General features: G+C 76.0%; 16 protein-coding genes. 6 read left to right on the forward strand and 10 right to left on the reverse strand.

Annotation, left to right across the window (positions count from 1 at the left end; genetic code table 11):
• Positions 1-74 precede the first annotated feature (74 nt).
• The 7 genes from CP968_RS24455 to CP968_RS24485 all read right to left on the reverse strand — a co-directional run bounded on the left by CP968_RS24455 (position 75) and on the right by CP968_RS24485 (position 8,023).
• On the reverse strand, positions 75-896 hold the full coding sequence (locus tag CP968_RS24455) for an HpcH/HpaI aldolase/citrate lyase family protein (RefSeq protein ID WP_150520042.1): 822 nt from the start codon (positions 894-896) through the stop codon (positions 75-77).
• Positions 893-2,116: a CaiB/BaiF CoA transferase family protein gene (locus CP968_RS24460; protein ID WP_150520043.1), complete on the reverse strand. Its 1,224-nt coding sequence runs from the start codon at positions 2,114-2,116 to the stop codon at positions 893-895. The genes CP968_RS24455 and CP968_RS24460 overlap by 4 nt, the downstream gene beginning before the upstream one ends.
• Positions 2,113-3,018 carry a ribokinase gene (rbsK, locus tag CP968_RS24465; protein ID WP_150520044.1) on the reverse strand — a complete coding sequence of 302 codons (906 nt, stop codon included), beginning with the start codon at positions 3,016-3,018 and terminating at the stop codon, positions 2,113-2,115. Before rbsK ends, CP968_RS24460 begins: the two co-directional genes overlap by 4 nt.
• Entirely contained in the window at positions 3,015-4,397 is a 1,383-nt protein-coding gene (locus tag CP968_RS24470; RefSeq protein ID WP_150522099.1) for an ADP-ribosylglycohydrolase family protein, read from the reverse strand. Before CP968_RS24470 ends, rbsK begins: the two co-directional genes overlap by 4 nt.
• Before the next feature lie 65 nt (positions 4,398-4,462).
• On the reverse strand, positions 4,463-5,608 hold the full coding sequence (locus tag CP968_RS24475; RefSeq protein WP_150520045.1) for an ADP-ribosylglycohydrolase family protein: 1,146 nt from the start codon (positions 5,606-5,608) through the stop codon (positions 4,463-4,465).
• A 7-nt stretch (positions 5,609-5,615) separates the two neighbouring features.
• Positions 5,616-7,040 (reverse strand): ADP-ribosylglycohydrolase family protein, encoded by a 1,425-nt coding sequence (locus CP968_RS24480; protein ID WP_229886347.1) that lies wholly within the window; start codon positions 7,038-7,040, stop codon positions 5,616-5,618.
• On the reverse strand, positions 7,037-8,023 hold the full coding sequence (locus tag CP968_RS24485) for an ADP-ribosylglycohydrolase family protein (RefSeq protein WP_150520046.1): 987 nt from the start codon (positions 8,021-8,023) through the stop codon (positions 7,037-7,039). The genes CP968_RS24480 and CP968_RS24485 overlap by 4 nt, the downstream gene beginning before the upstream one ends.
• Before the next feature lie 267 nt (positions 8,024-8,290).
• Between CP968_RS24485 and CP968_RS24490 the strand changes: the two genes are divergently transcribed.
• From CP968_RS24490 to CP968_RS24500, 3 genes are all read left to right on the forward strand, one after another.
• Positions 8,291-9,022: a VIT1/CCC1 transporter family protein gene (locus tag CP968_RS24490; protein WP_150520047.1), complete on the forward strand. Its 732-nt coding sequence runs from the start codon at positions 8,291-8,293 to the stop codon at positions 9,020-9,022.
• A gap of 374 nt (positions 9,023-9,396) precedes the next feature.
• Positions 9,397-13,965 (forward strand): glutamate synthase large subunit, encoded by a 4,569-nt coding sequence (gene gltB, locus CP968_RS24495; protein ID WP_189828893.1) that lies wholly within the window; start codon positions 9,397-9,399, stop codon positions 13,963-13,965.
• Complete coding sequence (locus CP968_RS24500) at positions 13,958-15,418, forward strand: glutamate synthase subunit beta (protein ID WP_150520049.1); 1,461 nt, start codon at positions 13,958-13,960, stop codon at positions 15,416-15,418. Before gltB ends, CP968_RS24500 begins: the two co-directional genes overlap by 8 nt.
• 180 nt (positions 15,419-15,598) lie before the next feature.
• Here CP968_RS24500 and CP968_RS24505 read toward each other — a convergent pair whose 3' ends face one another.
• Positions 15,599-18,670 carry an AAA family ATPase gene (locus CP968_RS24505; protein ID WP_150520050.1) on the reverse strand — a complete coding sequence of 1,024 codons (3,072 nt, stop codon included), beginning with the start codon at positions 18,668-18,670 and terminating at the stop codon, positions 15,599-15,601.
• A 131-nt stretch (positions 18,671-18,801) separates the two neighbouring features.
• Here CP968_RS24505 and CP968_RS24510 point away from each other — a divergent pair, with 131 nt between their 5' ends.
• From CP968_RS24510 to CP968_RS24520, 3 genes are all read left to right on the forward strand, one after another.
• Positions 18,802-19,521: a hypothetical protein gene (locus CP968_RS24510; protein ID WP_150520051.1), complete on the forward strand. Its 720-nt coding sequence runs from the start codon at positions 18,802-18,804 to the stop codon at positions 19,519-19,521.
• A gap of 248 nt (positions 19,522-19,769) precedes the next feature.
• Positions 19,770-20,135, forward strand: coding sequence for a TetR family transcriptional regulator C-terminal domain-containing protein (locus tag CP968_RS24515; RefSeq protein ID WP_150520052.1), 366 nt, complete (start codon positions 19,770-19,772; stop codon positions 20,133-20,135).
• 157 nt (positions 20,136-20,292) lie between these two features.
• The gene (locus CP968_RS24520; protein ID WP_150520053.1) at positions 20,293-21,681 is read left to right on the forward strand and encodes a DUF1906 domain-containing protein; all 1,389 of its coding nucleotides are present in this window, start codon (positions 20,293-20,295) and stop codon (positions 21,679-21,681) included.
• On the opposite strand, the gene CP968_RS24525 is transcribed toward CP968_RS24520, so the two are convergent.
• Together CP968_RS24525 and CP968_RS24530 are read right to left on the reverse strand one after the other, a co-directional pair.
• Entirely contained in the window at positions 21,674-22,192 is a 519-nt protein-coding gene (locus CP968_RS24525) for a pyridoxamine 5'-phosphate oxidase family protein (RefSeq protein WP_150520054.1), read from the reverse strand. The two genes, CP968_RS24520 and CP968_RS24525, sit on opposite strands and share 8 nt — an antisense overlap.
• Positions 22,193-22,256: 64 nt before the next feature.
• The gene (locus CP968_RS24530) at positions 22,257-22,844 is read right to left on the reverse strand and encodes a PadR family transcriptional regulator (protein ID WP_150520055.1); all 588 of its coding nucleotides are present in this window, start codon (positions 22,842-22,844) and stop codon (positions 22,257-22,259) included.
• Between the last annotated feature and the right edge of the window lie 66 nt (positions 22,845-22,910).

The raw sequence follows: 22,910 nt of genomic DNA on the forward strand, positions 1-22,910 counted from the left end.
GCAGGAGCCGCAGGGGGCGCCGCGCACACCGCGCGGCGCCCCCTGCGGCGTACGCGGCCGGGGCCGGCCCGCGGCTACGGCCTGCGGGCCGCGGCCCGGCGGGAGAGCGCCAGCGTGCGGTGGGCGGCGGCCACCACGGCCGGGTCCACGAAGCGGCCGTCCGGCAGGGCCAGCGCGCCCGGCGTGGCCCGGGCCGCGCTCAGCACCTGTGCGGCCGCGGCGACCTCCTCGGGCGCCGGGAGGTAGGCCCGTTCGATCACCGGGAGCTGGCGGGGGTGGATCGCGGCCCGGCCCAGGAAGCCGAGGGCCCGGCCTCGGGCGCAGGAGACGGCCAGGGCCTCCAGGTCCCGGATGTCGGGGAACACCGACTGGGCGGGCGGGGCCAGCCCGGCGGCCCGCGCCGCGACCACCACCCGCGAGCGGCACCAGTCCAGGCCCGTCTCCGCGCACACGGCGAGATCGGCGCACAGGTCCGCTTCACCGAGGGAGAGCCCGTGCAGGGCGGGGTGCGCGCGGGCGATGTCGTAGGCGCGCTCCACGGCCACCGCGGATTCCAGCAGGGCGTGCAGGGCGACCCCGCCGGTGCGGTGCGCGGCGGCGGCGACCTGCTCCGGGGCGCTGATCTTGGGCAGCCGGAGCCCCGCGAGGCCGTGCAGGCCGGCCAGGGCGGTGAGGTCGGCGCCGCCCCAGGGGGAGTCGAGGGCGTTGACCCGGACGTGGACGGGGAGCGGTGGCCGGTCGGCGAGCAGCTCGGCGGTGGCGGCGCGCGCGTACTCCTTGCGGGAGACGGGGACGGCGTCCTCCAGGTCGACGATGACGGCGTCCGCCCCGCAGGCCAGGGCCTTGGCGACCACCTCCGGGCGGTCGCCCGGGGCGTAGAGCCAGGTGAGGATCACAGCGCCCCCTCGGTGCGCAGGGCGGAGATCTCGGCCCCGGTCAGGCCGAGTTCGGTGAGGACGGCGTCGGTGTCCGCGCCGTGCGGGCGGCCCGCCCAGCGGATGCCGCCGGGGGTTTCGGACAGCCGGAAGAGGATGTTCTGCATGCGGATCGGGCCGAGTTCGGGGTCCTCGACCTCGGTGACCGTGTCGAGGGCCGCGTACTGCGGGTCCTCCATCACGTCCCGTACGTCGTGGACCGGCGCCACCGCCGCCTGGGCGTCCTCGAAGGCGGCCACGACCTCGTCCGCCTTGTGCCGTGCGATCCAGCCGCCGACCGCCTCGTCCAGCAGGTGGGCGTGGGCGGCCCGGCCGGAACCGGTCGCGAACCACGGCTCGGCGACCAGTTCGGGCCGTCCGACCAGGCGCACGACCCGTTCGGCGACGGACTGGGCGGAGGTGGAGACGGCGAGCCAGCGTCCGTCGAGGCTGCGGTAGGTGTTGCGCGGGGCGTTGTTCGTGGAGCGGTTGCCGGTGCGGGGCTGGACGTAGCCGAGCTGGTCGTACCAGAGGGGGTGCGGGCCCAGCACGGTGAGGATCGGCTCGATGATGGCCAGGTCCACCACCTGGCCGCGTCCGGTGCGGTCGCGTCCGGCGAGCGCGGTCATCACGGCGTACGCGGTGGTCAGCGCGGCGATCGAGTCCGCGAGGCCGAAGGGGGGCAGGGTCGGCGGCCCGTCCGGCTCCCCGGTGATCGCGGCGAAGCCGCTCATCGCCTCGGCGAGGGTGCCGAACCCGGGGCGGTGGGCGTACGGGCCCTGCTGGCCGAAGGCGGTGACCCGGGTCAGGACCAGCCGCGGGTTGGCGGCTGAGAGCTCGGGCCAGCCCAGGCCCCAGCGCTCCAGGGTGCCGGGACGGAAGTTCTCGATGATCACGTCGGCGGTGGCGGCGAGGCGCAGCAGGGTGTCGCGGCCACCGGGGGCGGACAGGTCGAGGGTCATCGTCCGCTTGTTCCGGCCCAGCAGCTTCCACCACAGGCCGACGCCGTCCTTGGCGGGGCCGTGGCCGCGGGAGGGGTCGGGCCGGGTCGGGTGCTCGACCTTGACGACCTCGGCGCCGAAGTCGCCGAGGAGGGTGGCGGCGAGGGGCCCGGCGAAGAGGGTGGCCAGGTCCAGGACGCGCAGCCCCCCGAGCGGGCCGCCGCCCGCGGGGTGCGGGGCGGGGGTGTCGGCGGAGGTCACGAGGCGGCTCCGGACGCGGCGAAGGCGTCGGTCTCGGCGCGGGTGGGCATCGAGTCCTGGGCGCCGGGCCGCTGCACGGACAGCGCGGCCGCGGCCGACGCCCAGCGCAGCGCGTCCGGCACGGGCCGTCCCTGCCCGAGCGCCACGGCCAGGGCGCCCACGAAGGTGTCGCCGGCGGCCGTGGTGTCCACGGCCCGCACCCGGGGCGCGGGCACGCTCAGCGGATCGCGGCCGCGGGCCGCGTACAGCACCCCGGCCGCGCCGAGGGTGATCACCACCTCGGGCACGTCCCGCAGCAGGGCCGAGGCCGCCCGGTGCGGTTCGGTGAGGCCGGTGAGGGCGGCGGCCTCGTGCTCGTTGGGGACCAGCAGGTCGGTGGCGGCGAGCAGTCCGGCGGGCAGCGGCTGGGCGGGGGCCGGGGTGAGGATCGTGCGCACGCGGTGCGCGCGGGCCGCGCGGGCCCCCGCGAGGACGGCCTCCAGGGGGAGTTCGAGCTGGAGGAGCAGGGCGCCCGCGGCGGCGATCCGGCGGTCGTCGCCCGGTTCCAGACCGGTGACGCGGGCATTGGCGCCGGGGACGACGATGATGCTGTTGCCGCCCTCGTCGTCCACCGTGATGTGGGCGGTGCCGCTGGGGCCCTCGACGGTGCGCAGGGCGGCCGTCTCCACCCCGGCCGCGGCGAGCGCGGAGCGCAGCCGTACGCCGAACCCGTCGGCCCCGACCGCCCCGATCATCACCACCTCCCCGCCGAGACGGGCCGCGGCGACCGCCTGGTTGGCGCCCTTGCCGCCGGGGACCGTGCGGAAGGCGCGGCCGGTGACGGTCTCCCCGAGCCGGGGGGCCTTGGGGACGTAGGCGACGAGGTCCATGTTCGTACTGCCGAGCACGGCGATGGCCGTCATGAGCGTGCTGCCTCCTGTGCGGTGAGGTGGGCGAGGGCGTCGAAGCCGGTGCCGTCGAAGCCGGGGACGGTGGTCGAGAGGCGGTTGCCCAGCGGGGCGGTCCAGCGGTCCGGGAGGGCCCGCGGCGAACCGGCGAGCAGGCCGGCGAGCGCGCCGGCGGTGGCCCCGTTGGAGTCGGTGTCCCAGCCGCCCGACACGGCGCGGCAGACGGAGCCGGTGAAGTCGCCGTCGGCGTGGGTGAGGGCGGCGGCCAGCAGGGCCGTGTTCGGGACCGCGTGGACCCAGTGGTAGTGCCCGTAGCGGGCGTGCAGGGCGTCGACGACGGGTTCGAAGCCGGCGGCGGTCGGGGCGGCGGCCCGGGCCGCGGCGACGGCGAACCGGACGGCCTCGGCGAGGCGGGAGCCGGGCGGTACGGCGGCCAGCCCGGCCCGCAGCGCCCCGTGCACGTCGGCCCGGCCGGTGGCGGCCTCGGCGGTGGCGGCGGCGACGAGGAGGGCGGCGTAGACCCCGTTGCCGGTGTGGGTGAGGGTGGCGTCCCGGTGGGCCTGGGCCGCGGCGGCGGCCGGGTCGCCGGGGTTGGTCCAGCCGTGCACGTCGGCACGGATGAGGGCGCCGATCCACTCCCGGAAGGGGTTGTGGTGGGTGGCCGTGGCGGGGGGCTCCAACCCGAGGAGGAGGTTGCGGTAGGCGATGCGCTCGGCGGTGAAGGTACGGCCGGCGGGCAGTTCGTCGAGCCAGAGCGAGGCCACGTCGGCGGTGGTGAAGGACCTGCCGTGGCGCTGGAGCAGGAGCAGGTTGAGCAGGGGGTAGTTGAGGTCGTCGTCCTCGGGCATGCCGTCGATGTTCTCGGCGAGGGAGGTGGGGGCGGAGCGGCGGTTCCAGGGGTGGGCTGCGAGCAGGTCGGGCGGGACCCCGCGGGCGGTGAACCAGTCGTCCAGCGGCCAGTTCCCGGCGGCGCGGGCCAGGGCCCGGACGGCGGCCAGCGGCAGCTTCTCCACCGGCTTCCCGAGCAGGCACCCGACGGCGCGCCCCAGCCAGGCGGCCTCCAGCCGGGTCCGCAGGCCGGGGTCGACCGCCGGCGGGGCGGCCTCGGGCGGTCCGGGTGGCGGGCGCAGGGAGGCGGTGACGGCCTCCCAGGCCGTGGGTTCGGCCCGGGCCGAGGGGTTCGGCAGGGCCGCCAGGTCGTCCAGGAGCCGGGCGGCCAGGGCGCGCAGCTCCGGGGGCGCCGGGGCGTCGGAGGCCCCGGCCCGTTCGGGGGCCGGCCGCCCGCCGGCCGCCAGCCAGGCCCGCCGGATCGCCGCGGCGTCCCGGCCGTCCTCGGCGGCCTGCCGCAGCTCGTGCCCGACGAGGTCCTCGGGCTGGGCCCAGGTGAGCCGCACGAGCCGCCGGCCGGCCGGTCCCGTGGCGGCGCCGGGGGGCCGGGTGGCCGTGGGCGGGGCGGGGGTCACCGGGACGGGGTGAGTGCGCCGAAGGCCGTCTCGTGGGCGCGGCGGCGGTCGCGGTCCCGTGCGAAGACCTCCCGGCTCACGGCCGCCAGCGCCGCCGCCGGGGCGTGCAGGTCGAGCCGACTGGCCTCGGCGACCTGCTTGGCCCACGCCTCCGGGACCACCGCCGCGCCGCCCAGGGCGCCCGCGACCGCGCCCGCCATGGTGGCGATGGAGTCGCAGTCGCGGCCGTAGTTGACCGCGCCGAGCACGGACGGCCCGTACGCCCCGTCCGCGACCAGCAGCATGCCCAGGGCGATGGGGAGTTCCTCGATGGAGTGCAGCCGGGACGGGCGCCGGGCGCCCAGGGACGGGTTGCGGTAGTCGGGGCCGACCGAGTCGTACGGGGCGACCGCCGCGCGCAGCGGCGCCAGCGCCGACTCGAAGTCCCGGTGCCCGAGGGCCGCTTCGCGGACCGCCGCGATGGCGTCGCGGGTGCCGTCCTTGGCGAGCGACAGGGCGGTGTCCACCACCGACGCGGCCGTCGCCCCCGGCAGGCAGGCGGCCGCGACCGCCGCCGCGAAGACGCCCGCCGCCTCCCGCCCGTACGAGGACTGGTGCGCGCCCGCGACGTCCAGGGCCTCCGCGTACGCGCCCGCCGGGTTGCCCGCGTTGACGATGCCGACCGGCGCCATGTACATCGCCGCACCGCAGTTGACGATGTTGCCGCTGCCGGCCTCGCGCGGGTCCACGTGCCCGTAGTGCAGCCGGGCCACGATCCACTTCTCCGCGAGGAAGATCCGTTGCAGGGGCAGGGCCTGCGCTTCGAGTTCGGGGATCCAGCGCGGGGTGCCCATCAGGTCGGGGACGAGGTGGTCGGCGACCGCGTACGCGTCGAGGTGGTCCCGTACGGTCTCGTAGACCCGGACCAGCGCGTGCGTCATCAGGGTGTCGTCCGTGACGTGGCCGTCGCCCTTGTGGTACGGGGCGATGGGGCGGGCCGTGCGCCACTGCTCGTGCCAGGGGCCGACGATGCCGTGCACGCGGCCGCCGTGCCGCTCCACGATCCGGTCCGGGGTCCAGCCCTCCACCGGGCCGCCGAGCGCGTCGCCCACGGCGGCTCCGACGAGGGCGCCGTGGGCCCGGTCCTCCAACGTGAGAGTCATGTCCGAATCATCCCTTGGGTGAGGTGAGTTCCGTGCCCGCGAGGAGCGCGGCGAGTTCGACGAGGTCGGTCCCGGCCAGCCGCGGGAGGGCGCAGCCGGACAGGGTCCGGCAGGCCCCGCGCCAGGCGGCGGGGATCGAACCGCCGCCGCCGAGCGCGCCGGTGAGGGCGCCGGCGAGGGCGGGTGCGGAGTCCGCGACGCGGGACAGGCAGGCGGCGGCGGGGACGGCCTCGGACACCGCGCCGCGCGACGCGGTGGCGAGGGCGAGGGCCACGGGGACGGTCTCGGCGGCGGCGATCCCGTAGCTGTAGACGTGGTCCACGATCTCGTGTTCGAGGGTGGGGACGATGGCGAAGGCGCCCCCGCCGCCGGTGTGGGTGCGGGCGAGGCGGACGGCGTGGCGGGCGTTGCGGCCGATCTCGGTGGACGCGGGGAGCTGGGCGAGGGCGGCCTCGACGGCCGCGTCGACGTCCGCGCCGGCCAGGGCGGTGGCGATGGCGGCGGCCATCGCGCGGGCGCCGTGGACGCCGTCGCCGTCCTGGGTGTAGCGGGCGTCGAACTCGGCGAGGTCCGCCGCCGGGCCGGGGTCGCCCGGGTGCACGACGGCGAGGACGCAGGCGCGGACGCAGGCGGCGTCGTCGAAGTAGTGCGGGTTGTCGTGCCCGGTGGCGGGCGGGCGCAGGCCGGCGGCGAGGTTGCCCAGGCCGGCCCGGACGGAGATCCGGGCCCGCAGCGGGAGGACGGCGGACTCGACCTCGGGGGCGCGTTCGGCGGCGGCGGCGACCTCGGAGGCGAGGGCGTTCCAGGCGAGGTCGATGGCGGCGCGCATGCGGCGGGACCGGGAGAGGTCGCTGAGCAGCACGCCGGCCGCGGTGAGCACGGACTCGGCGGCGAACGCGGCCCATTCGGCGTCGTCGCTCGGGCCCAGGCGCAGGGGCTCGGGGGGCTGGTTCAGGGCGATGGGGACGGGGAGGGTGGTGGTGGCGTTCCGCTCGGCGAAGGTGTCGAGCTCGCGGGTGAGGCGGCGGGTCCACTCGGGCATGCGGCTGGCGCGGTGGCGGGCCGCGGGCCAGCCGGCCGCGTCGCCCGCGGCGAGCCCGAGCAGCAGTCCCTCGATGCGGCGGGCGCCGCCGGCGGCCGGGTCCCCCGCGGGGAGCACGGCGGTACGGACCGCGCCGGCCCGGGCCCGGTCCCCCGCGCAGCGGGATGCTCCGCCCCCGCCGTCGGCCGCGGCGGGGGCGGGCGGCGCGGGCCGCTCCCGTACGTCGGGCGGCCGGCCCCCGGACGACGCCCCCGCGGGGCCCGGACCGGTGACCACCCCGGCGCGCGGAGCTGCCGGGAGGGCGGGGGCGGCGGGGGCGGGTGTCAGGGAGGCCGGGGCCGGGTCCCGTGGGGTGGGCGGGGGGTCGGGGGCGTAGGGGGGCGGGGTCATCGGGGGCCCTCGTATTCGGGGGTCAGGAGGTCCGCGATGTCCAGCACGTGGTAGCCCCGCATCGAGGGCAGGCAGCTGCCGCGGACCGGGCCGATGGCCGCGGCCCAGTCGGCCGGGATCGCCCCGGCGCCCGACAGCGCGCCGGCCAGGGCGCCGGCGACCGCCGCGGTGGTGTCCGCGTCGCGGCCCATGTTCACGGCGGTCAGGACGGACGGGGCGAAGTCGCCCCGGCAGGCCGCGAACGCGCCGAAGGCCAGTCCGACCGCCTCCGGGGCCAGGTCCGTCCACGGGTAGCCGCCGATCACCACCGCGGAGCGCACGGCCCGTTCGCCGCGCGGGGCCGCGGTCACCGCGCGGCGCAGGGAGCGGGCCGTCCAGGAGTCGGAGGGGATGACCGAGAGGGCCGCCGAGACCACCGAGGCCGGGGAGCCGCCCGCCATGGCGGCCGCGACGCCCGCCGCCACCGCCTGGCCGCCGTAGATGCCCTCGCCGTCGTGGCTCACGCAGCCGTCGATGGCGACGAGCCGGGCCGCCTCCGCCGGCCGCCCGGCCGCGAAGACCCCGAAGGGGGCCGCGCGCATGGCGAGCCCGTCCGACCAGGCGTGCCGGTGCTGGGCCGAGATCGGTGCGGCGAGACCGCGGCGGAGGTTCTCCAGGGTGCCGCGCTCGGAGAAGCCCGCCCCGCGGAACGGCCCCTCGTCCAGGTCCGCGATCCAGTGGTGCCAGGCCCGTTCCACGTGGGAGACGGCGAGCGCCGAGCCGTGGCGGGCCAGCAGCAGCCCGGAGAAGATCGCGTACTCGGTGTCGTCCGTGCCCGCCGGGTCGTCCGACACGAAGCCCTCGATGCGGCCCCACTTCGCCCGGATCTCCGACGGCTTCATGTTCTCCGCGGGGGCGCCCAGCGCGTCGCCGACCGCGAGCCCCAGAAGAGCGCCCCGCGCCCGTTCGAGGAGGACCTGCGGATCGCATGCAGTCAGCTCCATGGCGCGCCTCTCCACTTGGTGGGACCCATGATGAGCCCTTGGGGGATTTGTGCCATGGCATGTGGTTTGTCGCTCGTCGCGAAACGCCCCGCGTCTGCTCCCGTCACCCGGTCGCCGATCCGTAAAACCGCAGGTAAGTACGGCCTTCCTTGCTGGCGGGCGGCAAAAATCGTGCGTAGTTTCGAGGTGTTCAGGCGGAGTGGGTGCCCGCGCGTCGACCGCGTGACGGCTTCGCGTACCCACTCGTACAAAAGGGGAGATACCGCCGTGTCCATCATCGATGTCGAAGCACCGCTGCACACCGCCCACCGCGACAACCACACCCACCGCGACGTCAACGGCGGATGGCTGCGCCCGGCGGTCTTCGGCGCGATGGACGGGCTCGTCTCCAACCTCGCCCTGATGACGGGCGTGGCCGGCGGCGCCGTCGCCCCGCACGTCGTGGTCGTCACCGGCCTGGCGGGCCTGGCGGCCGGCGCCTTCTCGATGGCGGCCGGCGAGTACACCTCCGTCGCCTCGCAGCGCGAGCTGGTCCTCGCCGAGCTCGACGTGGAGCGCCAGCAGCTGCGCAAGCACCCCGTCGACGAGATGGAGGAGCTGGCCGAGCTGTACGTCTCGCGCGGCGTCGAGCCCCCGCTGGCCCGCGAGGTCGCCATGCAGCTGTCGCGCGACCCGGAGCAGGCGCTGGAGATACACGCCCGCGAGGAGCTCGGGATCGACCCCGACGACCTGCCCTCGCCGCTCGTCGCCGCGGTCTCCTCGTTCGGCTCCTTCGCGCTGGGCGCGCTGCTCCCGCTGCTGCCGTACCTGCTCGGCGCCGTCTCGCTGTGGCCGGCCGTGCTGCTCGCGCTGGCGGGGCTCTTCGCCTGCGGCGCCGTCGTCTCGCGGATCACCGCCCGGTCGTGGTGGTACGGCGGTCTGCGGCAGCTCGCGCTGGGTGGCGCGGCCGCGGGTGTGACGTACATCCTGGGCACCTGGATCGGTGGGGCCGTAGGCTGACCGCGCAGGGAGTGGGACACTATGCAGTACGCAACATAAGTAGTCAGTTACTCGGCGGTTTCGATTCTGTGTCCGCCGGGCATCACACCAGGGCGCCGGGCAACGATGCCCCCTCGCGTCGGGACCTTCGACCCGCCGTTGCGTCGTCCAAGATCTGCGAAGGTCCCCTCTTTTCCGCCTCGTGACATGTCCGCATGTTGGAACGGCGTATCCGCTTCTCGGGATCGCCGTCATCATGTAACCTGCACGAAATTTCGCAGAGGGCCAACGTCGTCCCTCGGCTATGCACATATGCCACGACGACGACGGGAGAGCCGATGCGTTCCGCATCCACGCACTCCGCGACCGGCCCCAGCACCACAGCCTGGTCGCCCATGGACGGTCGCCCCGCCCAGCAGGGCATGTACGACCCGCGCAACGAGCACGACGCCTGCGGCGTCGGCTTTGTGGCCAACCTCAGCGGCGAGGCCAGCCACACGCTGGTCGAACAGGCGCTGACCGTATTGCGGAACCTCGAACACCGCGGCGCGACCGGGTCCGAGCCGGACTCGGGCGACGGCGCCGGAATCCTGTCCCAGGTGCCGGACGCGTTCCTGCGCGAGGTGGCCGGATTCGAGCTCCCCGAGGCCGGCGCGTACGCCGTCGGCATCGCCTTCCTCCCCGCCGACGGCCCCGCACAGGCCGCCGCCGCGGAGCAGATCGAGGCCATCGCCGCCGAGGAGGACCTCACGGTCCTCGGCTGGCGCGAGGTGCCCGTCACCCCCGACCTGCTCGGCAACGGCGCCCGCGCCACCATGCCGGCCTTCTCGCAGCTCTTCGTGAGCGGCGCCTCCCCGACGCGGTCCGGCGCGGGCCCCCGCGGCATCGAGCTCGACCGCAGGGCCTTCGTGCTGCGCAAGCGCGCCGAGCGCGAGGCCGGGGTGTACTTCCCCTCGCTCTCCGCGCGCACCCTCGTCTACAAGGGCATGCTGACCACCGGCCAGCTGGAGCCGTTCTTCCCGGACCTCTCCGACCGCCGCTTCGCCTCCACGCTCGCCCTGGTCCACTCCCGGTTCTCGACGAACACCTTCCCGTCGTGGCCGCTGGCCCACCCGTACCGCTTCGTCGCGCACAACGGCGAGATCAACACGGTCAAGGGCAACCGCAACTGGATGAAGGCCCGCGAGTCCCAGCTCGCCTCCGAGGCCTTCGGCGAGGGCGCGCTCGACCGCATCTTCCCGATCTGCACCCCGGACGCCTCCGACTCGGCCTCCTTCGACGAGGTCCTGGAGCTGCTCCACCTCGGCGGGCGCTCCCTCCCGCACAGCGTGCTGATGATGATCCCGGAGGCGTGGGAGAACCACACCTCGATGGACCCGGCCCGCCGCGCGTTCTACAAGTACCACTCGACCCAGATGGAGCCGTGGGACGGCCCCGCCTGCGTCACCTTCACCGACGGCACCCAGGTCGGCGCGGTCCTCGACCGCAACGGCCTGCGCCCCGGCCGCTACTGGGTCACCGACGACGGCCTCGTCGTCCTCGGCTCCGAGGTCGGCGTGCTCGACATCGACCCGGCCAAGGTCGTCCGCAAGGGCCGCCTGCAGCCCGGCCGGATGTTCCTCGTCGACACCGCCCAGAAGCGGATCATCGAGGACGACGAGATCAAGGCCGAGCTCGCCGGCGCCGCCCCGTACGCCGAATGGCTGGAAACCGGCGAGATCGAGCTGACGGACCTGCCCGAGCGCGAGCACATCGTGCACACCCACGCCTCGGTCACCCGCCGCCAGCAGACCTTCGGCTACACCGAGGAAGAGCTGCGGATCATCCTCGCGCCGATGGCCCGCACCGCCGGCGAGCCGCTCGGCTCCATGGGCACGGACTCCCCGATCGCGGCCCTGTCCGAGCGCCCCCGGCTGCTCTTCGACTACTTCACCCAGCTCTTCGCGCAGGTCACCAACCCGCCGCTGGACGCCATCCGCGAGGAGCTCGTCACCTCGCTGCTGTCCTCGCTCGGCCCGCAGGGCAACCTGCTGGAGCCGACCGCCGCGTCCTGTCGCAGCGTCACCCTGCCCTTCCCGGTGATCGACAACGACGAGCTGGCCAAGCTGATACACGTCAACGCCGACGGCGACATGCCGGGGATGAAGGCCGCCACCCTGTCGGGCCTCTACCGGGTCTCCGGCGGCGGCGACGCCCTCGCCGCACGCCTGGAGGAGATCCGCGGCGAGGTCGACGCGGCCATCGCACACGGCGCCCACCTGATCGTCCTGTCGGACCGCCACTCGGACGCCGAGCACGCGCCGATCCCGTCGCTGCTGCTCACCTCGGCCGTGCACCACCACCTCATCGCCACCAAGCAGCGCACCCAGGTCGGGCTGCTGGTCGAGGCCGGTGACGTCCGCGAGGTCCACCACGTCGCGCTGCTCATCGGCTACGGCGCGGCCGCGGTCAACCCGTACCTCGCCATGGAGTCCGTCGAGGACCTGCTGCGCGCCGGCACCTTCCTGTCCGGCCTGGAGCCGGAGCAGGCCATCCGCAACCTGATCTACGCGCTCGGCAAGGGCGTCCTGAAGGTCATGTCCAAGATGGGCATCTCCACCGTCGCCTCCTACCGCGGCGCCCAGGTCTTCGAGGCCGTCGGCCTCGACCAGGCCTTCGTCGACACGTACTTCAACGGCACCGCCACCAAGATCGGCGGCGCCGGCCTGGAGGTCGTCGCCAAGGAGGTGGCCGCGCGCCACGCCAAGGCCTACCCGGCCTCCGGCATCGCGGCCACGCACCGCGCGCTGGAGATCGGCGGCGAGTACCAGTGGCGCCGCGAGGGCGAGCCGCACCTGTTCGACCCGGAGACGGTCTTCCGCCTCCAGCACGCCACCCGCAACCGCCGCTACGACATCTTCAAGCAGTACACGGACCGGGTGAACGAGCAGTCCGAGCGGCTGATGACGCTCCGCGGCCTCTTCGGCTTCAAGACCCAGGACCGGCCGTCGATCCCCCTCGACGAGGTCGAGTCGGTCGCCGACATCGTCACGCGCTTCTCCACCGGCGCCATGTCGTACGGCTCCATCTCGCGCGAGGCCCACGAGACCCTCGCCATCGCCATGAACCAGCTGGGCGGCAAGTCCAACACCGGCGAGGGCGGCGAGGACCCGGACCGCCTGTACGACCCGGCGCGCCGCTCCTCCATCAAGCAGGTCGCCTCCGGCCGCTTCGGCGTCACCTCCGAGTACCTGGTCAACGCGGACGACATCCAGATCAAGATGGCGCAGGGCGCCAAGCCCGGCGAGGGCGGCCAGCTGCCCGGCCACAAGGTCTACCCGTGGGTCGCCAAGACCCGGCACTCCACCCCGGGCGTCGGCCTGATCTCCCCGCCGCCGCACCACGACATCTACTCCATCGAAGACCTCGCCCAGCTGATCCACGACCTGAAGAACGCCAACCCCGCGGCCCGCATCCACGTGAAGCTGGTCTCCGAGGTCGGCGTCGGCACGGTCGCCGCGGGCGTCTCCAAGGCCCACGCGGACGTCGTCCTCATCTCCGGCCACGACGGCGGTACGGGCGCCTCCCCGCTCACCTCGCTGAAGCACGCGGGCGGCCCCTGGGAGCTCGGCCTCGCCGAGACCCAGCAGACCCTGCTGCTCAACGGGTTGCGCGACCGCATCGTGGTCCAGACGGACGGCCAGCTCAAGACCGGCCGCGACGTGGTCATCGCCGCGCTGCTCGGCGCCGAGGAGTTCGGTTTCGCGACCGCGCCGCTCGTCGTCTCCGGCTGCGTCATGATGCGCGTCTGCCACCTCGACACCTGCCCGGTCGGCATCGCCACGCAGAACCCGGTGCTCCGCGAGCGCTTCTCCGGCAAGCCCGAGTTCGTCGTCAACTTCTTCGAGTTCATCGCCGAGGAGGTCCGCGAGCTCCTCGCCGAGCTGGGCTTCCGCACGATCGAAGAGGCCGTCGGCCACGCCGAGCTGCTGGACACCACCCAGGCCGTCACGCACTGGAAGGCCCAGGGCCTCGACCTGGAGCCCCTCTTCTACGTGCCCGAGCTGCCCGAGGGCGCGGTCCGCCACGCCCTGATCGAGCAGGACCACGGCCTGGCGAAGGCCCTCGACAACGAGCTGATCAAGCTCGCGGCCGACGCGCTGAACGCGGCCACCGCCGAGCAGGCCCAGCCGGTCCGCGCGCAGGTCGCGATCCGCAACATCAACCGGACCGTCGGCACCATGCTCGGCCACGAGGTCACCAAGCGGTTCGGCGGCGCGGGCCTGCCCGACGACACCATCGACCTGACCTTCACCGGTTCGGCCGGCCAGTCCTTCGGCGCCTTCGTCCCCAAGGGCGTCACCCTGCGCCTGGAGGGCGACGCCAACGACTACGTCGGCAAGGGCCTCTCCGGCGGCCGGATCGTGGTCCGCCCGGACCGCGGCGCCGACCACCTCGCCGAGTACTCGACCATCGCCGGCAACACCATCGGCTACGGCGCGACCGGCGGCGAGATGTTCCTGCGCGGCCGCACCGGCGAGCGCTTCTGCGTCCGCAACTCCGGCGCCCTGGTGGTCTCGGAGGGCGTGGGCGACCACGGCTGCGAGTACATGACCGGCGGCCAGGCCGTCGTCCTGGGCGAGACCGGCCGCAACTTCGCGGCGGGCATGTCGGGCGGCGTCGCGTACGTCGTCGACCTCGACCCGGACAACGTCAACGCCGGCAACACGGGCGCCGTCGAGACGGTCCTGTCCGAGCAGGACAGGCAGTGGCTGCACGACGTGGTGCGCCGCCACGAGGAGGAGACCGGCTCGACCGTCGCCGCGAAGCTCCTCGCCGACTGGTCCGCCGCCGCGGACCGGTTCAGCAAGATCATCCCCACCACCTACAAGGCAGTGCTCGCCGCCAAGGACGCCGCCGAGCTGGCCGGACTCTCCGAGTCCGAGACCACGGAGAAGATGATGGAGGCGGCGACCCATGGCTGACCCGAAGGGCTTCCTCACCACCCCGCGCGAGACCGCCCGCACCCGCCCCGTGGCCGACCGGGTGAAGGACTGGAACGAGGTCTACGTCCCGGGCTCGCTCCTCCCGATCATCAGCAAGCAGGCCGGCCGCTGCATGGACTGCGGCATCCCGTTCTGCCACAACGGCTGTCCGCTCGGGAACCTGATCCCGGAGTGGAACGACTTCGCCTACCGCGAGGACTGGACCGCGGCCTCCGAGCGGCTGCACGCGACGAACAACTTCCCGGAGTTCACCGGCCGCCTGTGCCCGGCACCGTGCGAGTCGGCCTGCGTGCTCGGCATCAACCAGCCCGCCGTCACCATCAAGAACGTCGAAGTCTCGATCATCGACAAGGCCTGGGACAACGGCGGCGTCACCCCGCAGCCCCCGGAGCGCCTCTCCGGCAAGACCGTCGCCGTCATCGGCTCCGGCCCGGCCGGCCTGGCCGCCGCCCAGCAGCTGACCCGGGCCGGCCACACCGTGGCCGTGTACGAGCGCGCGGACCGCATCGGCGGCCTGCTGCGCTACGGCATCCCCGAGTTCAAGATGGAGAAGGTGCACATCAACCGCCGCATCGAGCAGATGCGCGCGGAGGGCACCAAGTTCCGCACGGGCGTGGAGATCGGCCGCGACCTGGACGCCGCGCAGCTGCGCAAGCGGTACGACGCGGTGGTCATCGCGGCCGGCGCCACGGTCTCCCGCGACCTGCCGGCCCCGGGCCGCGAGCTCAAGGGCATCCACTTCGCGATGGAGTACCTGCCGCTCGCCAACAAGGTGCAGGAGGGCGACTTCGTCGCCCCTCCGATCACCGCCGCGGGCAAGCACGTGGTCGTCATCGGCGGCGGCGACACGGGCGCGGACTGCGTGGGCACCGCCCACCGCCAGGGCGCGGCCTCGGTCACCCAGCTGGAGATCATGCCGCGGCCCTCGGAGGAGCGGGCGGCCGGCCAGCCGTGGCCGACCTTCCCCATGCTGTACAAGGTCACCTCGGCCCACGAGGAGGGCGGCGAGCGGATCTACTCCGTCTCCACCACCCACTTCGAGGGCGACGAGGACGGCAACGTCCGGTCCCTGCACCTGATCGAGGTCGCCTTCGAGGACGGCAAGCTGGTCCAGAAGCCCGGCAGCGAGCGCGTCCTCCCCGCGCAGCTGGTCACCCTGGCGATGGGCTTCACCGGCACCGACCAGGCGAACGGCCTGGTCCAGCAGTTCGGCCTGGCCCTGGACGCGCGCGGCAACATCGAGCGCGACGCCTCCTACGCGACCAACGTCGACGGCGTCTTCGTGGCCGGCGACGCGGGCCGCGGCCAGTCGCTCATCGTCTGGGCCATCGCGGAGGGCCGTTCGGCCGCCCGCGGCGTGGACCGCTTCCTGACCGGCGCGAGCGCGCTGCCGTACCCGGTCAAGCCGACGGACCGCTCCATCACCGTCTGACCCCGGCGCCGGGCCCGCACCCCTTCGGGTGCGGGCCCGCACCACCCGCAAGGCCCCCGCCCGCGAGGGCGGGACCCCTCATACGGCCCGTACAACGGAGTACGGAACCCCGACACCGCGCCCGCCATGTCCCCGACCAGGGATGGCGGGCGCGGTGGCGTCCGGGGCCGCCCGCGGGCGCTACCCGGAGCGCGGGGCGCGGTCCTCCCGGGCGGGGCCGACGCGGGCCGTCAGGGCCGCCAGGGCCGCCCGGGTCGTGACGCCCGTCTTGCGGTAGATGTGGGACAGGTGGGTGTCGACCGTGCGCGGGCTCAGGTACAGGCGGCCCGCGATGGCCGGGGTCGTCAGGCCCTCGGCGACCAGGGCCGCGATCTGCCGCTCGCGCGGGGTCAGGCCGGGCAGCGCGGACCGCGGGGGCGCGGGCGGCGGGCCGGCGGGCGGCGGGGCCGGGGGGAGGAGGTCGGCCAGGCCCGTCAGCAGGCCCGCCCCGCCCGCCCGGGCCAGGCGCCGGCCGCGGTGCCACATCCGCGGGCCCGTGCCGTCCGTCGCCAGCGCGGCGCCCAGCAGCAGCGACTGGGCCTCCCACAGGGTGGCTCCGCACAGCGCCGCCTCCTCGGCCGCCCGTGCGCAGAGCCGGGCGGCGGCTCCGGGGTCGCCGTCCGCTGCCAGCAGGTGGGCGGCGCTGCGCAGGGCCGAGGCCCGCTGGGTGGGCAGCCCGAGCCGGCCGGCCTCCTCCCGCGCCCGCCGGGCCCACTCACGGGCCGGGTCCAGGTCGCCGGTGGCGACGGCCGAGGCCACCAGGGCCTCCAGGAACAGCGGCCGCATCGACGGCTGCAGCCCGGCCAGGTCGTCGCGGCCCGCGTGCAGCATCGCCGCCCGGGCCCGGTCCGCGTCCCCGCCGTACAGGGCCGCGTACCCGAGCACGCACCAGGCGAGCGAGGCCCACCAGCTGCGCCGGCCGCCCGCCACCGCCACCGCCTCCTCGGCGACCGCGAGCGCGGTCCGGTCCCCGGGCGGCAGCGCCGCGAGGAGCACCTGGGCCCGGTTGGCGAGGACCACGGTGAGCAGTTCGCCGCTGCCGGTCGCGCGGGCGATCCCCTCGGCCTCGTCGGCCAGCTCCCGCGCCGAGTCCAGCCGGCAGGTGTTCATCCGCACCGCGGCCTTGCACAGCAGCAGGTGGGTCAGGATGTACAGCTCCCCGCCGCGCCGGGCGGCGGCCAGGCCCCGGTCGGCGTACCGCTCCGCCGCCTCGAAGCGCTCCAGGTGGAACTCCGCCCAGCCCAGCCGGGCCAGCGCCTCGCACCGGCCCGCGAGGTCCCGGTCGGTCAGCGTCTCCAGCCGGGCTCCGGCGCGGGCGGAGAACTCCCGGGCCGCGTCGAGGTTCCCCTCGTACGTCTCCCCGAGCGCGCACAGCGCGAGCGCCTCGGCGGCGGCCGGCCCGTCGCCGAGGCGCTCGGCCAGCTCGAAGGCGGCCAGGACGTCGGCGCGCACCCGCGGGAACGGGGTGGAGTGCGGGGCGGACGCGCCCAGTTCGAGGCCGAGGGCGAGGGCGTCGCAGGGGCGCGGGGCGGGCCGGCGGGCCAGTTCGCGACGGAGCAGGGAGAGGGCGGCGTCGTAGTCGCCGAGGTGGCGTTCCATCGAAGCGCACAGGGTGACGGCCGCGGCCCGCAGCCCGGTGGCGTCGTCCGGGGCGACCGCGTCGGCCACCGCGTACGACAGGTCCCGGCTCTCGCGCAGTTCGCCGCAGACGCTCAGGGCGCGGGCCCGCGCCAGCATCAGCTCCAGCCGGCGCCGTCCGTGCGCCGGGTCGTGGGGCAGGACGCGCAGGACGGCCCCCAGCCAGTGCGCGCAGCTCGCGGGGGCGGTCGCCGCGGCCTTGTCGGCGGCCTCCAGCAGTACGGCGACCCGCTCCGGCTCCCAGGAGGTCAGCGAGCGCTCGACGTGGTGCGCCCGGACGGTGGCTCCCGCCCCGGCGCGGGCCAGGGCGCGGGCCGCGGCCCGGTGCATGCGGATGCGGCGCTGCGGGTCGGTGTCCTCGTGGACGGCCGTGCGCAGCACCGGGTGGCGCAGCGCCCAGCTCCCGCCGGGGCCCGGCCGCACCAGGTCGCGGGCGGCCAGGGCGCGCAGATCGGCGTCGAGGCCGTCGGAATCGTGGCCGTCGGAGTCGAGGCCGTCGGCGCCGGGGCCGTCCCGTCCGGCTCCGGTGACGGCGGCCAGCAGGGCGGGGGTGGCGTGGTCGCCGAGCAGGGCGACGGCCTGGGCGGTACGGCGCTGCGCCCCGGTCAGCGGGGTCAGTTCGTCGAGCAGCAGCGCGGCCAGGCCGGGGCCGCCGGCCGGGCCCGGGGCGGCGCCCCGGCCCCGGCCCTGTCCCTGGAGGAGGGCGAGGAAGTAGAGGGGGTTGCCGCCGCTGGCGGCGTACAGGCGGGCGGCGCGGGCGGGCGGCAGTCCCGGTGCGAGGTGTTCGACGCAGGCCCGTTCGGCCAGCGGGCCGAGGTCCAGGCGCAGCACGGCGCCGGTGTCGATGCCCCGGGTCAGCGCGGCGCCCAACGGGGCCGCCGTCTGGCGCTCGCGCCGGGCCACGGCGAGGAGGACGGGGGCGTGCGGGGGGTGGCGCAGGAGGTGGTCGAGGAGCTCCAGCGAGGCCGGGTCGGCCCAGTGGAGGTCGTCGAGGGCGATGAGCAGGCCGGGCCCGGTGCGGCGGGCCAGCGCGGTGAACAGCCGGGCGGCGGCCCGGTGCACCGCGAACCGCCCCTCGGACCGGCGGGACGGATCAGGGGCCCCGGGCGGCAGGGGTTCGGCGGCTGCCGGGACTCCGGTTGGCGCGGTGCCGGGGGCGGTGCCGGGCGCGGTGCCGGGGGGTGCGCCGGTTCGGGCGGCCGCGGGCTCCGGCGGCGGGGGCGGGGGTGGTTCCACGCCGTACAGGACCGGGGCCGCCGCCGGCTCGGGGGCGCCCAGGGCGTGCAGCAGGTCCGGGTCCAGGTCGGCGAGGGCGTCGGTGAACAGGCCGAACGGGACGTGCCGTTCGTACTCGGTGGCCCGGCCGCGCAGCACCGTCAGCCCGCGCGCCGCGGCCCGGGCGCACAGCTCGGCCAGCAGCCGGCTCTTGCCGATGCCCGCGGCGCCGGTGAGGTCGACGACCCCCGGCCCGCCGCCCGGGCCGCCGCGCGCGCCGCGTCCGGCGAGCCCTTCGACCACCGCGTCCAGCCGGTCCAGCTCGGCCGCCCGGCCCACCGGCGGAGTCCTGCGTTCCATCACGCCTCCCCGGGGGTCCGGTATACCCGCGAACGGGGCCCGGGATACGTAGGCGGTTCTACGGATGCCGCCGCCGCGGCCGGACTGCGAGCATCGGGGGAGAGTTCGCGCCGTGCCCGAGGGAAGGCCGCATGCACCGATTACGTCTGTTCGCCGCACCCCTGCTCGTCCTCCCCGTGCTCGCGCTCCAGGGCTGTTCCGGCACGGGCCCGGCCGGCTCCGCGCGGCCGGGGGGCTCCGCGTCCGCCGCGTCCTCCTCCACCGGCGCGCCCGGCTCGTCGGCCACCCCGAGCGCCACGGCCACGTACGCCTGCGTCCCGATCGCCGGCATGGGCAACGGGGACCGGCTGGCCTACCTGCTGAACCTCAGGACCAGCAAGCCCGATTCGGGGAGCGGCTTCTTCCTGTCGGAGAGCGGGCCCTTCCTCGACGCGCACCCGTCGCGCCGCCCCTGCGAGGCCGTCCCCGTGCGGGTGACGCACTTCCGGGTCGACCTGGTCGGCGTCCCGCGGGGCGGGCCGGCCCCGACGGCCGCACCGACCCTGCCGACCCGGCGCGCCACGCCGCGGGGGCTCGACTTCAGCTACACGTACGTACCGCTCGCCGCCGTCACCGTGAACGTCGGGCCGGACAACGGCACGGCCGCGGGCGGGGCGTCGCCGAAGCCCACCGGGTGCTCGGGGACGCTGTCGGTCGCCTCCATCGGGGAGGAGATCACCGTGCAGGACCTGCCGGACGAGCTGGACTTCACCACCGGCGGGCGCCTCTCCGGCTACGCCAAGGTGCACCTCGCCGCCGCCCGCGCCCTGGACGCGATCTTCATACCGCCGCCCGACGTGGCCACCTGCTGACCCGGCGTACCGGGCGGCGGGGGAAGGGGAGAGCGGGGGACGGGGAGGGCGGGCCGGCGCACCGTGGGGGAGCGCGCCGTCCCGCCCGCGCGCCCGTTCACCCGGGACCGCCCGCGCGCCCACCGCCCGGCGCCCCCGGAGCAGCACCCCGGTGGCCGGTGCGGACACGGCGAAGAGCGCGACCGCCGCGTCGAACGCGACGGCGGGCCCTGGCCGAGGAGCCGACGGCCCGCGCCGCGGTCGAGGCGATGCTGCGCGACAACGCCACGGCGTACGCGGACCCCGCCACCCCCACCGGCTGCATGATCGTGCTCGCCGCGCCCGTCTGCGTACCGGAGGCCTCCCCGGTCGCCGAGGCCCTCGCCCGGATGCGGGCCGGGGTGCGCGAGACGATCCGCGCCCGCGTGGTGCGGGGCTTCGAGGAGGGCGGCGTACGGGCCGACGCCGACGCCGCGGCCATCGCCGCCTTCTACGGCACCGTCCTCAACGGCCTGTCCGTCCAGTCCCGGGACGGTGCTCCGGCCGCGGAGCTGCACAGCGCCGTCGACGGCGCACTGGCCTCCTGGGGCACACTCGCCACACCCCGCACACCCGTCCCGACCCCGCCCGCATGACGCGGCCGGGGCCGGATCGCTCGTGCGGGTGACGCCCGGAGCGCGGCGCCCGGCCCGGCGCGGGCGGGCCGCGGGGCGGGAGGGGAGGAGCCGTACGGGCCATCCGGACGGCCGTCGGGCGCGGGCACCGGACCGATCTCTGGTAACTATCCGCAGCATGGCCCCCACCCGAACGCTGCTGAGCGGCCTCCTCGGCGCCGCCCTGCTGCTGCCCCTGCCGCTCACGACCGCCGCCTCCGCCACACCCCCCGCCCCGCTCCCCGCCCCCGCTCCCGCCGTGGTCCCGGCCGCCGTCCCGGCCGCCGTCCCGGCCGGCACCGGGGAGCGGACCGTCGACTACCGCGGGCTGCGGCTCACCGTCCCCGCCGACTGGCGGGTCGTCGACCTCGACCGCAACCCCGCCGCCTGCCTGCGCCTCGACCTGGCCACCCTCTACCTCGGACCCGCCGGCACCCAGGAGGAGTGCGCCGGACGGGCCGCCGTGCAGCGCGCCGACACCCTGCACCTCGAACCGCTCGACGGGGCGCCGCCGCGCGCCGACGTGCCCACCGTCGCCGTGGACTCCGGCGCGGCCCTGCCCGCCACCCCGCCCCGCTCCGACAGCAACGAACTGCGCTACGCCCTGCGCGGCCCCGGCGTCATGGCCACCGTCTCCTACGGCGCCGCCCCCGACGCCGTCCGCGCGGTGCTCGCCCGCGCCCGCGCGCTCGGGGCCGGCGACCCCGCGCCCGTCCGCCGCCCCGCCCCCGTCCTCGTACCCGCCGCCCTGGCCGCGGCCCCCGCCGCGCTCCGCGGCGCCCAGGACGCCTTCAGCGGCCAGGGGTTCGACGCCTGCACCGCCCCGACCCCGCGGACCATGGAGGCCTGGCGGACCGGCTCGCCCTTCGGCGCGGTCGGCATCTACATCGGCGGCCGTGCCCGGGCCTGCGCCCAGCCGCAGCTCACCGCCGCCTGGGTGCGCGGGCAGGCCGGGGCGGGCTGGCACCTGATGCCGATCTGGGTGGGCCCGCAGCCCTGGCACAGCTCCAGCACCGGCCTGTCCACCGACCCCGCAACGGCCGACGGCCAGGGCCGCGCCGCCGCCGACGGCGCGGTGGACGCGGCCCGCTCCCTCGGCCTGCCCGAGGGCACCATCCTCTACAACGACCTGGAGAACTACACCGACCGCGCCACCTGGGACGCCCCCGTCGTCGCCTACCTGACCGCCTGGACGGACCGGCTGCACGCCCTGGGCTACCGCTCCGCCGCCTACGTGTCGGCCTCCTCCGGCGCCCAGGCGCTGAGCGCCCACTACCGCCAGGAGCCCCGCTCGATGCCCGACGTGCTCTGGGTCGCCCGCTGGAACGGCTCGGCCACCGTCACCGACGCCGACATGGGCCTGCCCGCCGGCACCTCGCAGTGGTCCGGCCGGCGCCGCGCGCACCAGTTCCAGGGCGACCACGACGCCGCGTACGGCGGGGTCACCCTCAACATCGACCGGAACCGGGTGGACGTCGACCCCGCCGCCCTCGCCACCGCCGGGCTCCTCCCGCTCCGGCTCAGCTAGCCGGCCCCGCGGGCTCCTCCCGGGCCGGCTCGTCGTCGTTGCCCCGGCGCAGGGTGCGCAGTCCCCGCTCCGGGGTCCACGACCGCACCACCAGCTCCTCGCCGTCCACGCCGACGTGCACGACCTCCGCCAGGTCGGCGTGGAAGAGGTGGAAGGGGTGCGGGGACAGCCTCTCCTCCGCGTACCGGTGCAGCTCCGGCGGGTCCACGACCTCCACCGCCCGGCCGGAGATCCACGCGTCCCCGTCCGGCATCGTCTCGTCCGGGCCGGGATTGGCGTGCAGGGCGAAGCGCGGGTCGCGCCGCAGGTCCCCGGCCTTCATCGAGCCGGCCATCATCCCCAGCCACAGCTCGCCGCCCCGCATGCCGACGTTCAGCCCGGCGACCCGCGGGGACCCGTCCTTGCGGAGGGTGGCGAGGACGTGGTGCGGGTACCGCGCGAAGCGCTCCGCGACCGTCCGCGCGAACTCCGGCTCCGCCGTCTCGAAAGCTGCCCAGTTGTTCGTCGTCATACGGACATGAAACCGCCCGGCCCCGGCCCGGCCCAGCCGCCGGGCCGTGGACCGGGGCGCCGGGCTACGCGCGGTCGGACGTCCGCCCGGCCGCCGCCTCGACGTCCGCCAGCATCGCGGCCGTCAGGTCGCGCTCGGAGGCGTAGTACCGCTCGGCCCACTTGAGGGTCAGCGCCGGGTACGCCCACGCGGGCTCGTCGCGCGCGAGTTCCGCGTCGGCGACGGCCCGGTCGTGCATGTCCTGGGCGAACTCCCGGTGCCGCAGCAGCACTTCGCGCATCTGCTCCGGCTCCAGCAGGTGCCCCAGCCACAGGCGCAGCATCGGCCCGTGCTTGAGGACGGGCGGGTCGACCGGTGCCTCGCGGGCCCAGGCCCGTACGGCCTCCAGGCCCTCGGCGGTGATCCGGTAGACCCGCTTGTCGCGGGTGCCGGTCTCCTGGGCGACGGTCCGCGAGGACGCGTAGCCCGCCCGCTCCAGCCGCTTCAGCTCGCTGTAGATCTGGCTGAAGGACGGGCTCCAGTAGAAGAAGCGCAGGGACCGGTCCGACCACTTCTTCAGGTCGTAGCCGGAGAGCTCCTCACCGAAGGAGAGCAGCCCGAGCACCGCCCAGCCGGTCGCGGGGAGCGGGCGCCTGTCCGTGTCGTCTGCCACGCCGGGCAGTCTACGACCGGGCGGCGCGCGGGCCCTTCCGAGGTGGCGGCGCGACTGCTAGAAGTG

This window comes from Streptomyces subrutilus (assembly GCF_008704535.1).
Lineage (GTDB): Bacteria > Actinomycetota > Actinomycetes > Streptomycetales > Streptomycetaceae > Streptomyces > Streptomyces subrutilus.

Excerpts from the sequence above, each read along its gene's own strand:
- CP968_RS24480 (WP_229886347.1), bottom strand. The coding sequence starts at position 7,040 with ATGACCCCGCCCCCCTACGCCCCCGACCCCCCGCCCACCCCACGGGAC.
- CP968_RS24525 (WP_150520054.1), bottom strand. The coding sequence starts at position 22,192 with ATGACGACGAACAACTGGGCAGCTTTCGAGACGGCGGAGCCGGAGTTC.
- CP968_RS24505 (WP_150520050.1), bottom strand. The coding sequence starts at position 18,670 with ATGGAACGCAGGACTCCGCCGGTGGGCCGGGCGGCCGAGCTGGACCGG.
- rbsK (WP_150520044.1), bottom strand. The coding sequence starts at position 3,018 with ATGACGGCCATCGCCGTGCTCGGCAGTACGAACATGGACCTCGTCGCC.
- CP968_RS24485 (WP_150520046.1), bottom strand. The coding sequence starts at position 8,023 with ATGGAGCTGACTGCATGCGATCCGCAGGTCCTCCTCGAACGGGCGCGG.
- CP968_RS24520 (WP_150520053.1), top strand. The coding sequence starts at position 20,293 with ATGGCCCCCACCCGAACGCTGCTGAGCGGCCTCCTCGGCGCCGCCCTG.
- gltB (WP_189828893.1), top strand. The coding sequence starts at position 9,397 with ATGGACGGTCGCCCCGCCCAGCAGGGCATGTACGACCCGCGCAACGAG.
- CP968_RS24475 (WP_150520045.1), bottom strand. The coding sequence starts at position 5,608 with ATGACTCTCACGTTGGAGGACCGGGCCCACGGCGCCCTCGTCGGAGCC.
- CP968_RS24515 (WP_150520052.1), top strand. The coding sequence starts at position 19,770 with ATGCTGCGCGACAACGCCACGGCGTACGCGGACCCCGCCACCCCCACC.
- CP968_RS24500 (WP_150520049.1), top strand. The coding sequence starts at position 13,958 with ATGGCTGACCCGAAGGGCTTCCTCACCACCCCGCGCGAGACCGCCCGC.
- CP968_RS24510 (WP_150520051.1), top strand. The coding sequence starts at position 18,802 with ATGCACCGATTACGTCTGTTCGCCGCACCCCTGCTCGTCCTCCCCGTG.